The organism is Aquabacterium sp. (assembly GCF_041915145.1).
Classification (GTDB): domain Bacteria; phylum Pseudomonadota; class Gammaproteobacteria; order Burkholderiales; family Burkholderiaceae_C; genus Aquabacterium.
Genome location: NZ_JAYSBZ010000083.1, coordinates 1 through 11910 on the forward strand (window position 1 = coordinate 1; position 11910 = coordinate 11910).

The following is an 11910-nucleotide window of genomic DNA, read 5'->3' on the forward strand; positions in this document are numbered from 1 at the left end:
GCCATCACCGGCCAGTCCCCGGTGGTGCGCAAGTTTCCGATGACGCCGGGCATCGACTTCGCCGGCACGGTCGAGGCCAGCACCCACCCCGACTACCAGGTGGGCGACGCGGTGGTGCTCAACGGCTGGGGCGTGGGCGAAACCCACCCCGGCGGCTTGGCGCAAAAGGCACGCGTCAGCGGCGACTGGCTGGTGCCGCTGCCCGGCGCGTTCACGCCCGAGCAGGCCATGGCCATCGGCACGGCGGGCTACACCGCCATGCTGTGCGTGCTGGCGCTGGAGCGCGATCTCGTCACGCCCGACAAGGGCGAGGTGGTGGTGACCGGCGCGGCCGGCGGCGTGGGCAGCGTGGCCGTGGCCTTGCTCGCCAAGCTGGGCTACCGCGTGGTGGCCGTCACCGGGCGCCCGCACGAGGCGGCGTATCTGCAAGAACTCGGCGCGGCTGAGGTGCTCGACCGCGCAGCCTTCAGCGCCCCCGGCAAGCCCCTGGCCAAAGAACGCTGGGCCGGGGCGGTGGACACCGTGGGCAGCCACACGCTGGCCAATGTGTGCGCGGCCACGCGCTACGGCGGCACGGTGGCCGCTTGTGGTCTGGCGGGCGGCATGGACTTCCCGTCCACGGTGGCGCCGTTCATCTTGCGTGGCGTCACCCTGGCGGGCATCGACAGCGTGATGTGCCCGCTGCCGCAACGCCTGATTGCGTGGGAGCGCCTGGCGCGCGATCTCGACGTAGCCAAGCTGGCGCGGCTCACGCAGACCATCGAGCTCGACCAAGCCATCTCGACCGCGCAGCAGTTGCTGGCCGGTCAGGTGCGGGGGCGGGTGGTGGTGAGGGTGGGATGATTCAGCCATGACCCCTGAAACCAAAGCGCGCATCGTCATCGACCAGAAGCTGGCCCAGGCCGGCTGGGTCGTGCAGGACATGAAAGCCTTGAACCTGGGGGCCGCGCAGGGCGTGGCGGTGCGCGAATACCCCACCGACACCGGCCCTGCCGACTACGTGCTGTTCGTCAACCGCGAAGCCGTGGGTGTGATCGAGGCCAAGCGCGACGAGGCGGGCGAGAACCTCACCGCCACCGAGAGCCAAACCGAGCGCTACGCCAGCGCCAACCTCAAATGGCGCACAGGCAACACACCCTTGCGCTTCTTGTTCGAAGCCACCGGGCAGATCATCCGCTTCACCGACAACGCCGACCCGGCGCCCCGCTCGCGCGAGCTCTTCCACTTCTTCAAGCCGGCCCAATTGGCCGAATGGCAGGCGCAGCCCAGCACCTTGCGCCGCCGCCTGGCCGAGGCCATGCCGCCGCTGCCCACCGCCAACCTGCGCAGCTGCCAAGTCAACGCCGTCACGGGCCTTGAAACCTCGCTGGCCCGCAACAAGCCGCGCGCCCTCATCCACATGGCCACCGGCGCGGGCAAAACCTTCACCGCCATCACGGCGGTCTACCGGTTGCTGAAGTTCGCCGGGGCCAAGCGCGTGCTGTTTTTGGTGGACACGCGCAACCTCGGCAAGCAGGCGCATCAAGAGTTCATGGCCTACACGCCGCCCGACGACGCCCGCAAGTTCACCGAGCTCTACAACGTGCAGCGCCTGGCATCGAGCAGCCTCGACCCCCATGCCCAGGTGTGCATCAGCACCATCCAGCGCATGTACTCGATCTTGTCGGGCGAGCCCATCGACGAATCGGCCGAAGACGTGTCGCTCAACGAAACGCAGCAAACCGCCCGGCAAGAAAAGCTCGTCCGCTACAACGCCGCCGTGCCCATCGAGAGCTTCGACTTCATCGTCATCGACGAGTGCCACCGCAGCATCTACAACCTCTGGAAGCAGGTGCTGGATTACTTCGACGCCTTCCTGATCGGCCTCACCGCCACGCCCGACCGGCGCACCTTCGGCTTCTTCAACGAGAACATCGTGGCCGAGTACACCTACGAGCAGTCGGTGGCCGACGGCGTGAACGTGGGCTACGACGTCTTTGAAATCGTCACCGAGATCACGCAAAGAGGGGCCGAGCTCAAGGCCCGGGAATGGGTGGACCACCGCGACCGCGCCACCCGCAAGAAGCGCTGGGCCGAAACCGAAGAAGACACGCCCTACACCGGGCAGGATCTGGACCGCTCGGTGGTCAACCCCAGCCAGATCCGCAACGTGATCCAGGCCATGAAGACGGCGGTCGAGACGCAGATCTACCCCAGCCGAAAAGAGACACCCAAGACGCTGATCTTCGCCAAGACCGACAGCCACGCCGACGACATCATCAAGATCGTGCGCGAGGTCTACGGCCAGGGCAACGCCTTCTGCAAGAAGGTCACCTACCGCGCCGAAGAAGACCCCGACAGCGTGCTCGCCGCCTTTCGCAACGACTACCACCCCCGCATCGCCGTGACGGTGGACATGATCGCCACCGGCACCGACGTGAAGCCGCTCGAAGTGCTGCTCTTCATGCGCGACGTGCGCAGCCGGGGCTACTACGAGCAGATGAAGGGCCGCGGCGTGCGCAGCCTCAGCGCCGAAGGCCTGCAACGCGTGAGCAACAGCGCCAGCGGCGCCAAAGACCGCTTCGTGCTGATCGACGCCGTGGGCGTTGAAAAGAGCCTCAAGACCGAATGCCGCCCGCTTGAAAAGAAGCCCGGCGTGCCGCTCAAAGATCTGCTGCAAGGCGTGGCCATGGGCAGCCGTGACGACGATACCGTGCTCAGCCTCGCCAACCGCCTCGTGCGCCTGGCCCGGCAGCTTGACGACAAGGCCCAGGCGCGCATTGCCCAGGCCTCGGGCGGCGTGCCGGTGGGCGAGCTGGGCCGCGCCCTGATCGCCGCGCTCGACCCCGATGCCATCGTGCAAGCCGCGCTGGCCACCGCCCAGGCGCAAGGCATCAGCCGCCGCGAAGAAGACCTCAGCCCGCAAGAGATCGAAGCCGCCCGCACCCAGCGCGTGGCCGCCGCCTGCGCGCCCTTCGACGCGCCGGCCCTGCGTGACGAAATCGAAAACGCCCGCCGCGAGCGCGAGCAGCTCATCGACCACGTCAACCTCGATCAGGTCACCTACGCGGGCTTTTCAGAGCAGGCCGAGGCGCAGGCCCGCGTGGCCATACAAACCTTTGCCGACTACATCCAGGCCCACAAAGACGAGATCGCCGCGCTCAGCTTCTTCTACCAGCAGCCCTACCAGCGCCGCGCGCTCACCTTCGAGATGATCGAGGCGCTGCACGACCACCTGGCCCGCCCGCCGCTCATGCTCACCACTGAAAAACTCTGGGCCGCCTACGCCCGCGTGCAGGCTGGCCAGGTCAAAGGGGTAGACCGCAAACGCCAGCTCACCGATCTGGTCAGCCTGGTGCGTTTTGCCTTGGGGCTCGACGCAGAATTGAAGCCCTTTGCCGACGAGGTGGACAAGCGCTTTCAGGCCTGGATCTTTCGGCACAACGCCCAGCGCGGCACGGCCTTCAGCCCCGAGCAGACCGACTGGCTGCGCCTGATGAAAGACCACATCGCCAGCAGCTGCGCCATCAGCCGTGATGACTTTGACTACGCCGAGCTGGCCGGCAAGGGCGGGCTGCAAAAGGCCTGGAGTGTGTTGGGTGAAGACCTGGATGGGTTGATGCGTGAGATGAATGAGGAGTTGGTGGCGTGAGTGGGTTTCCGAAGATGGCGCTGGGGGAGCTTTGCGAAAAGATCACTGATGGCACGCACCACTCGCCGACCAATTTGCCAGCAGGGCAATACAAATACGTAACCGCCAAGAACATCAAATCTTGGGGGTTGGATCTAGCGAACCTGACCTACGTTGATGAGGCCACGCACCGAGAGATCTACAGTCGATGCGATGTTCGCAAAGGAGACGTTCTCTACGTCAAGGATGGCGCGACAACCGGTACAGCCTGTGTCAATCCACTGGATGAAGAGTTCTCGCTGCTATCAAGCGTTGGAGTTCTTCGGCCAGGCCCCGCACTGAAGTCCAAGTACTTGCTGTATGCGCTTCAAGAGCCGCACACGAAGTCCGTGATGATGGACAACGTTGCGGGGGTCGCAATCACACGGTTGACACTCAAGAAGCTCGCCTCCGCCGAGATTTTTGTGGCGCCGCCGGCGTGTCAGGATCGAATCGTTGCCACGTTGGACGAACTGCTCTCCGACCTCGATGCCGGCGTGGCCGAACTCCAGGCCGCGCAAAAGAAGCTGACCCAATACCGCCAATCGCTGCTGAAAGCCGCCGTCGAAGGCGCGCTCACGGCGGCTTGGCGCGCCCAGCACCCGCCTGCCGAGCCCGGCGCCCAACTGCTGCAACGCATCCTCACCGAACGCCGCGCCCGGTGGGAGGCCCGGCAGCTCGACCGGTTCAAGAGCCAAGGCAAGACCCCGCCCCCGGGCTGGCAGAAGAAGTACGTCGAACCGGTGCAGCCGGACACCACCGGTCTGCCGGCGTTGCCGCAGGGGTGGGTGTGGGCGAGCTTGTCCCAGGTCGGCTGGCTGGATCGAGGACGTTCCAAGCATCGTCCGCGCAATGCGCCACACCTTTACGGCGGGGCATACCCGTTTGTGCAGACGGGCGATATCCGACACGCTGACACCTTTTTAAAAGAGGTGGAAGCGACATACAGCGACGCTGGACTGGAGCAAAGTCGGCTGTGGCCGGTTGGAACGATGTGCATCACGATTGCCGCCAATATCGGCAAGACAGCCATTCTTTCAATGGCGGCTTGCTTCCCAGATAGCGTTGTTGGCTTTCTTGCCGGATCGAATGACGTGTCGATTAGATATGTCGAGTACTTCATGCGAAGCGTGCAGCAGAGGCTTGAAGACGAGGCGCCGGCCACGGCACAGAAAAACATCAACCTTGAAATTCTGGAGAAGGTGGCGATACCGGTTCCGCCGATTCAAGAGCAGCTTCAGATCGTGACGTTGGTCGACGACGCGATGAGTGGCGCTACTGAGAATGGGCACGCCATCGACTGGGCACTCAAGCAATCCACCGCCCAACGCCAAAACATCCTCCGCGCCGCCTTCTCCGGCCAGCTCGTGCCCCAAGACCCGCGCGACGAGCCGGCGTCCGCGCTGCTGGCCCGCATCCGCGCCGAGCGCGCCGCGCAAGCCCCCGCCCGCAAGCCGCGTGGGCGCAAGACGCAGGAGGTGGCATGAGCGCTGACGCGCAGCAGTTCGGTTTGTTCGACACCGTTGACGCGGGCACGGCCGACCTGCAATCGGCCATGCCGCCAGCGGGCAGGTTCAGCAACTTCGTGGTGTATGTGGACGAAAGCGGCGACCACGGCATGCAGACGCTGGACCCGAACTACCCGCTATTTGTGCTGGCCTTCTGCGTGTTCTACAAACGGCATTACGCCGAGAAGGTGGCGCCAGCCCTGCAGAAGTTCAAGTTCAACCACTTCGGGCACGATCTGGTCGTCTTGCATGAAACCGAGATCCGCAAAGAAACGGGCGCGTTCCGCTTCGTGAACCGAGACAGCAAGCAGCGGTTCATGAATGAGCTCACCGACATCATTGACGAGAGCAATTTCATATTGATCAGCTGCGTGATCGACAAGCAGCAATTACGCAGCCGGGGTGGCGTGCCCGAGAACCCCTACCACCTGGCGCTGGGTTTTTGCCTTGAGACGCTGCACGAGCTGATGCAAGAGAAAAACCAGGACGGCACCAAGACCCACGTTGTAGTGGAGTGCCGAGGCAAGAAGGAAGACCGAGAACTGGAGCTTGAATTCCGGCGCATTTGCGACGGCGCCAATCGGCTCGGCATTCCGCTGCCTTTTGACATCGTGTTTGCCAGCAAACTGGTGAATTCGTCGGGCTTGCAACTTGCCGATTTGGTGGCCCGGCCGATTGGCCTGAGTGTGTTGCGCCCCGGGCAACCCAACCGCGCCTTTGATGTGCTGCGACGCAAGTTCTTTTGCGCGGGTGGCCGAGGCAAGGTGGGCGAAGACTATGAAAACTGGGGGCTGAAGATCTACCCACCCCCAGAAAGCGAAAAGCCCCGGTGAACTCACCGAGGCTAGACGCCGACCGGGTTCTCCCAGTCCACTTCTGCAAATTCTAGGCTACGCCCATCCGTATTCGCAACAAATTCGCTTCATCTTTTTTTCATGGCGCCGCATAAAACCACACGAACGGGCTGGCAGAAAAATCACATGCAAAACAATGAGATAGCAAACGCCAGCACTGTTCGCCCCCCCGATTTATGCGCCGCTGGCCGGTTTTTATGCGCCAGCGCATAAATCTGGCGCCGACCGAACAGCCCCTTTGAAATAGCCCATGACCAAGCCTGTCTCACGCTCTGATCTGCTGATCACCGCCACGCACGAAGCCTGCCTGAAAGCCTTGGCCGCCGCGCCGGGTGGCCAGTTGCGTCGCCGCGACCTGCTCAAGGCCATCGAGCAGGCCGTGCCGCTGGACGCCTGGGCGCTGGAGGGCCTTGAAAACTCAGGCGTGCCGCGTTGGCACAAGATCTTCGGCTTCTCGTCGGTGGGCATGGGCAAGGCCGGCTGGGTGGTGAAAGAGCGGGGCATCTGGCGCATCACTCCCGCAGGGCGTGCGTTGCTCGCCAGCCCCCTCGAACCGCGCGCCTACCTGACCGAGCTGACCTCGCGCTATCAGGAATGGAAGAGCAGCCAGATCGCCACCACGACGTCCGGCGAGGCGGCCAACGCCACCGATGCAGGCCCCCTCGACGAGGGCTTGCTGCTGGCCGCGCCCGAAGAGCGCATCGAGCAAACGCTGAAGCTGGCACATGAAGACCTGGCCGCCGAATTGATCAGCACGGTGAAGTCTTGCGACCCCGAGTTCTTCGAGCGCCTGGTCGTCAAGCTGCTGCTCAAGATGGGCTATGGCGGTAGCCACCAGGAGGCCGGTCAGGCAGTCGGCCGCTCAGGCGACGGCGGCATTGATGGCGTGATCAACGAAGACCGACTGGGGCTGGACGCCATCTACATCCAGGCCAAACGCTGGGAAGGCTCGGTCGGCGAAGGCCCCATCCGCGATTTCAAAGGGGCGCTGGACGCCAAGGGCGCGCACAAAGGCGTGTTCATCACCACGAGCACCTTCACGCCCGCTGCCGTGCAGGCCGCGCGAAACAGTCGTTCGTACCGCATCGTGCTGATTGACGGCGCCCGTTTGGCCCAGTTGATGATCGAGCACGACCTGGGCGTGTCGGTGGCGGCCACCTACCAGCTCAAGCGCTTGGACAACGACTTCTTCACTGAAGACTGACATCTCGCCTAAGTCCGACGCGTTCGCAAATCCATACGTTTTTTAGTCCCAAGCTGTTGTTATCTCCCCTCTCCCCATGAACGCATCCACGCTCGTCCAGAAAGTCTGGAACTTCTGCCACACCCTGCGCGACGACGGCGTGGGCTATGGCGATTACCTTGAACAGCTCACCTACCTGCTGTTCCTGAAGCTGGCGCACGAATACGCCGAACCGCCCTACCGGCGCGCCACCCACGTCCCCAAAGGGTTCGACTGGGCCAGCCTGCGTAGCAAGACGGGCGAGCCGCTGGAGGCCCACTACCTGGCCACGCTGCACAAGCTGGGCAACGAGCCGGGCATGCTGGGCGCCATCTTCTTCAAGGCGCAAAACAAGATTCAAGACCCGGCCAAGCTGGCGCGGCTGGTGCAGATGATCGACGCTGAACGCTGGGTCAGCCTGGATGTGGACACCAAGGGCGACTTGTACGAAGGCCTGCTGCAGAAGAACGCCGAAGACACCAAGAGCGGCGCGGGCCAATATTTCACGCCGCGCGCGCTGATCGACGCCATGGTGGCCTGCGTGCGCCCCGAGCCGGGCCAGACGATTGGCGACCCGGCCTGCGGCACGGGTGGCTTCTTCTTGGGTGCCTACAAATGGCTCACCCGCCCTGGCGTGACGCTGAACAAGTCGCAAAAGGCCTTTTTGCGTGACGCTACCTTCCATGGCAACGAAATCGTGCCGGGCACGCGCCGCATGTGCCTGATGAACTTGTTCTTGCACAACGTGGGCGAGCTGGACGGCGAGCCGGCGGTGGAGCGCTCGGACGCGCTGATCACCGAGCCCAAGCGGCAGGTGGACCTGGTGCTGGCCAACCCGCCCTTCGGCAAGAAGAGCAGCATGACCATCACCAACGAAGAAGGCGAGGAAGACCGCGATGCGCTGACCTACGAGCGGCAAGACTTCTGGGAAACCACCTCGAACAAGCAGCTCAACTTCTTGCAGCACATCGTGAGCATGCTGAAGGTCAGCGGCCGGGCCGCCGTGGTGCTGCCCGACAACGTGCTGTTCGAGGGCGGCGCGGGCGAGAAGATCCGCCGCAAGCTGCTCGAAACCTGCGATGTGCACACGGTGCTGCGTCTGCCCACGGGCATCTTCTACGCGCAGGGCGTGAAGGCCAATGTGGTGTTCTTCGACAACGCGCCCAAAGACGGCCGCGTGCACACCCAGGGCGTGTGGTTCTACGACCTGCGCACCAACATGCATTTCACGCTGAAGACGCGCCCGCTGAAGTTCGACGACCTGCGTGATTTCATCAACTGCTACCACCCCGAGAACCGGCATGAACGGCAGGCGACGGAGCGCTTCAAGTTCTACAGCGTTGATGAGCTGCTCGCCCGCGACAAGGCCAGTCTGGACATCTTCTGGCTGAAGGACGACAGCCTGGACAACCTCGACGACCTGCCGCCGCCCGATGTGCTGCAGCAAGAGATCATCGAGCACCTCGAAGCGGCGCTGAGCGCCTTCCGCGAGGTGGCGGCCGCCTTGCCGCGCTCAGTCTGATTCAGCTTGGGCCGCCTGGGCCGCTCCATCGGGGCTCATGACTTGACGCCGTCAGGGGCGACCTCGCGCACGGCCGCCGAGTAGGCCGCGAAGAACTCGGGCAGCATGCGCCGCACCCGGCCGCTTTCGATCTCGACGCACACGAAGTGCGTGCGGCCGCGAAACACCGTCACGCCATCGCTGGCGCGCACGAACTGGTATTGCCGGTGCAGCGAGAGCTTGTCGATGCCCACCAGCCAGGTGCCGAGCACGATCTCGTCGCCCAGCCGTGTGGCCTGCAGGTAGTTCAGCTCGTGCTGCCGCACCACCATGCCGTGGCCCAGCGCGGTGTAGCGGTCGGGCCCCAGGCCGAGGTGGGTCGAATGCGCCCAGGCCACGTCTTCGAGCCATTGCAGGTAGACCACGTTGTTGGTGTGCTGCATCAGGTCGATGTGCTCGGGCTGCACCGTCACGACGAGGGTGTGCGGGTCGGGGCGATCCCACACGGTGGCGGGCAGGCTGGCGTGGCTCATGGTGGATGACCTCGGCAAGGGGGCGGATCAGCGTGCGGCGCGCGGCGCGAACTGCACGGCCAGCGTGCCGAGCGAGCCGGCGGCGTCGGCATAGTCGAGCGAGATGGGCGCGCCGGCCGGCAGCCAGAAGCTGCCCGCGTACGAGCCGGTGATGATGGCTTGGCCGGCACGCAAGCCCTGCCCACGCTGGCGCAGAAACTCGGCCAGCCAATGCAGCGGCTCGCGTGGCGCCGGGTTGGGGTGACGGCCGTCGAGGCGCTGCGAGGCTTGCTCGCCGATGGTGAGGGTCAACGTGAGCGCGGCGGCGCCGCGTGCGCGCGTGGCATCGACCTCAGGGCCCAGCCACAAGCCCTGGTTCACCAGGCCGTCGGCGAGCTTTTCTTCAAACGAGATCTCGGCGCCGTCGTCGAAGCGGTTGTCGATCAACTCCAGCGCCAGGTGCGTGCGGGCCACGGCGGCATCCACCTCGGCCGGCGTGTAGGGCACGGCGCGCGGCGGCAGGTCGCGGCCCAGCAAGAAGGCCAGCTCGGGCTCGACCTTGACCTGCGCGCGGCCGTCGATGGTGCGAGCAAAGGCCGCGCAAGGCGAGTGGCGCTCGATCGTGCCCAGGTGAATGGGCGCCAGCACCACCTTGCCGGGCGAGGGCGTGCCGCACTTCCAGCCGCCGATGGCCTCATCGAGCTGCGCGGTGACGGCGGCTTGCACCGCCAGGGCGGCGTCGAGATCGGTCGGGCGACAGGCCTCGGGCAGACGCGGCCCGGGCTGGCCGCTGCGGCGCCGCTCGGCCAGCAGGCGGGCGGCGGTGTCGATCCAGGTGGGTGCGGTAGCGGAGGTGGGGGAGGGGGTCATGCTCGGGCCTCCAGCGCGCGGGCAATGAAGTGGCGCGGCACGGTGGGCTTGGGCACCTTCACGCTGAACCAGCGGCGCACGTCGGTGTCCAGCCCGATGCCGTGCATGAAGTTGTAGATCGCCTTCTTGAGCGCCTCGCCCAGCACGTCGTGATCGACGCCGGTGGGGTCGATGAAGGCGATGTCATTCTTGGCAAAGCTCACCGGCGGCAGCGGCTGCAGCGTCACGCCGAATGCTTCGGGGTGCAGGCCCACCGGCGAGTGCACCGTGCAGGCGAAGCGGTGGAAGAAGCCCGACTGGATGCAGCCGGCCTCGAAGAGCTGGCGCACGTATTCGAGCGCGTCCACCGTGTCCTGCACCGTCTGCGTCGGGAAGCCGTACATCAGGTAGGCGTGCACCAGGATGCCCGCGTCGGTAAACGCCTTGGTGACGCGCGCCACCTGCTCGACCGACACGCCCTTCTTCATCAGCTGCAGCAAGCGGTCGGACGCCACTTCGAGCCCGCCCGACACGGCGAGGCAGCCGCTGTCGGCCAGCAGATCGCACAGCTCGGGCGTGAACGATTTTTCAAAGCGGATGTTGCCCCACCAGCTGATGCCGCTGCCGCGCGCGATCAGCTCGTGCGCCAGCGCCTTGAGCGACTTGGGCGGCGCGGCCTCGTCCACGAAGTGAAAGCCGGTCTGCCCCGTTTCGGCCACGATGGCCTCGATGCGGTCGGCCAGCACCGTGGCCGACGCGGCCTCGTAGCGCGAGATGTAGTCGAGGCTCACATCGCAGAAGGTGCACTTCTTCCAGTAGCAGCCGTGGGCCACGGTGAGCTTGTTCCAGCGCCCGTCGGACCACAACCGGTTCATCGGGTTGAGCATGTCGAGCAGCGAGAGGTAGCGACCCAGCGGCAGGCCGTCCCAGGTGGGCGTGCCCACGTCTTCAAAGGCGATGTCGGGCTCGGCGAAGTTCACGTAGCGCACGGTGCCAACGCCATCGATCTCGTCGCGCACAAAGGTGCGCTGCAGCCGCTCGCGCGAGCGCTGGCCCTGCAGGTGTTCGAGCAGCGACAGCAGCGGGCGCTCGCCGGCGTCCACCGTCACGTAGTCGAAGTAATCGAACACGCGCGGCTCGCGCAGTTCGCGCAGCTCGGTGTTGACGAAGCCGCCGCCCAGCACGGTGACGATGCCCGGGTCGTGCGCCTTGATCGCTTGGGCGATGCGAAACGCCGCGTAGACGCTGCCCGGGAAGGGCGTGGACAGCAGCACGACGCGCGGCTGGTGGCGCGCGATGGCGTCGAGCGTGAGCGCGCGCAACGTCTCGTCCACCAGGTTGAGCGGCGCGGCCAGGGCCTGCGCCAGCGGCTCGAAGGTGGCCTGACTCTGCGCGATCGACTCGGCATAGCGCACGAACTCGAAGCGCGGGTCGATGGCATCGCGCAGCACGTCGGCCAGGTCGTTGAGGTAGAGCGTGGCCAGGTGCTTGGCGCGGTCGGCCAGACCCAGCGCGCCGAAGGCCCAGCCCAGCGGGTCGCCGCCCTCGTCGTCCACGTAGGCGTCGAGCGACTCGAAGCGCGCGCCCTCGGGCAGGTAGCCGCGGCTGGCGATGCGGTGCGCCAGCGTGGGGTCGCGCCCCTGCAGAAAGGCGATGGTCGGGTCGATGGTGGCGCGGTAGCGCGCGAAGTGATCGACGAAGTGCCACACCTGCCGCGAGCGCGTGGCCTCGGGCTGCTGCACGGCCGCGTCGTAAACGGCCTGCAAGCCGCTGCGCGACAGCAGCCGCAGCACCAGCGCCAGGGCCAGGTCTTCC

At 65.5% G+C, this 11910-nt stretch carries 9 protein-coding genes; 6 read left to right on the forward strand and 3 right to left on the reverse strand.

What is annotated here, in order from left to right:
- The 6 genes from ACE3SS_RS13105 to ACE3SS_RS13130 form a co-directional block, all read left to right on the forward strand.
- Positions 1-843: MDR family oxidoreductase (locus tag ACE3SS_RS13105; protein ID WP_374594632.1), on the forward strand; the 843-nt coding region annotated here is incomplete at its 5' end.
- Positions 844-850: 7 nt separating this feature from the next.
- A complete protein-coding gene (locus ACE3SS_RS13110; RefSeq protein ID WP_374594634.1) occupies positions 851-3631 on the forward strand; it encodes a type I restriction-modification enzyme R subunit C-terminal domain-containing protein in 2781 nt (926 codons plus the stop codon).
- Entirely contained in the window at positions 3628-5136 is a 1509-nt protein-coding gene (locus tag ACE3SS_RS13115; protein WP_374594636.1) for a restriction endonuclease subunit S, read from the forward strand. The genes ACE3SS_RS13110 and ACE3SS_RS13115 overlap by 4 nt, the downstream gene beginning before the upstream one ends.
- Positions 5133-5990, forward strand: a complete 858-nt coding sequence (locus ACE3SS_RS13120; RefSeq protein ID WP_374594638.1) for a DUF3800 domain-containing protein — start codon at positions 5133-5135, stop codon at positions 5988-5990. The genes ACE3SS_RS13115 and ACE3SS_RS13120 overlap by 4 nt, the downstream gene beginning before the upstream one ends.
- Positions 5991-6261: 271 nt before the next feature.
- Positions 6262-7215 carry a restriction endonuclease gene (locus tag ACE3SS_RS13125; protein WP_374594640.1) on the forward strand — a complete coding sequence of 318 codons (954 nt, stop codon included), beginning with the start codon at positions 6262-6264 and terminating at the stop codon, positions 7213-7215.
- Between the two features lie 76 nt (positions 7216-7291).
- On the forward strand, positions 7292-8755 hold the full coding sequence (locus tag ACE3SS_RS13130) for an N-6 DNA methylase (RefSeq protein WP_374594642.1): 1464 nt from the start codon (positions 7292-7294) through the stop codon (positions 8753-8755).
- 35 nt (positions 8756-8790) lie between these two features.
- Here ACE3SS_RS13130 and ACE3SS_RS13135 read toward each other — a convergent pair whose 3' ends face one another.
- The 3 genes from ACE3SS_RS13135 to ACE3SS_RS13145 form a co-directional block, all read right to left on the reverse strand.
- On the reverse strand, positions 8791-9267 hold the full coding sequence (locus ACE3SS_RS13135) for an acyl-CoA thioesterase (protein ID WP_374594644.1): 477 nt from the start codon (positions 9265-9267) through the stop codon (positions 8791-8793).
- A 27-nt stretch (positions 9268-9294) separates the two neighbouring features.
- Positions 9295-10116 carry a fumarylacetoacetate hydrolase family protein gene (locus ACE3SS_RS13140; protein ID WP_374594646.1) on the reverse strand — a complete coding sequence of 274 codons (822 nt, stop codon included), beginning with the start codon at positions 10114-10116 and terminating at the stop codon, positions 9295-9297.
- A partial coding sequence (locus tag ACE3SS_RS13145) for a radical SAM protein (protein ID WP_374594648.1) occupies positions 10113-11910 on the reverse strand: 1798 nt, incomplete at its 5' end. The genes ACE3SS_RS13145 and ACE3SS_RS13140, both read right to left, overlap by 4 nt.

Excerpts from the sequence above, each read along its gene's own strand:
- ACE3SS_RS13120 (WP_374594638.1), top strand. The coding sequence starts at position 5,133 with ATGAGCGCTGACGCGCAGCAGTTCGGTTTGTTCGACACCGTTGACGCG.
- ACE3SS_RS13135 (WP_374594644.1), bottom strand. The coding sequence starts at position 9,267 with ATGAGCCACGCCAGCCTGCCCGCCACCGTGTGGGATCGCCCCGACCCG.
- ACE3SS_RS13130 (WP_374594642.1), top strand. The coding sequence starts at position 7,292 with ATGAACGCATCCACGCTCGTCCAGAAAGTCTGGAACTTCTGCCACACC.
- ACE3SS_RS13125 (WP_374594640.1), top strand. The coding sequence starts at position 6,262 with ATGACCAAGCCTGTCTCACGCTCTGATCTGCTGATCACCGCCACGCAC.
- ACE3SS_RS13110 (WP_374594634.1), top strand. The coding sequence starts at position 851 with ATGACCCCTGAAACCAAAGCGCGCATCGTCATCGACCAGAAGCTGGCC.
- ACE3SS_RS13140 (WP_374594646.1), bottom strand. The coding sequence starts at position 10,116 with ATGACCCCCTCCCCCACCTCCGCTACCGCACCCACCTGGATCGACACC.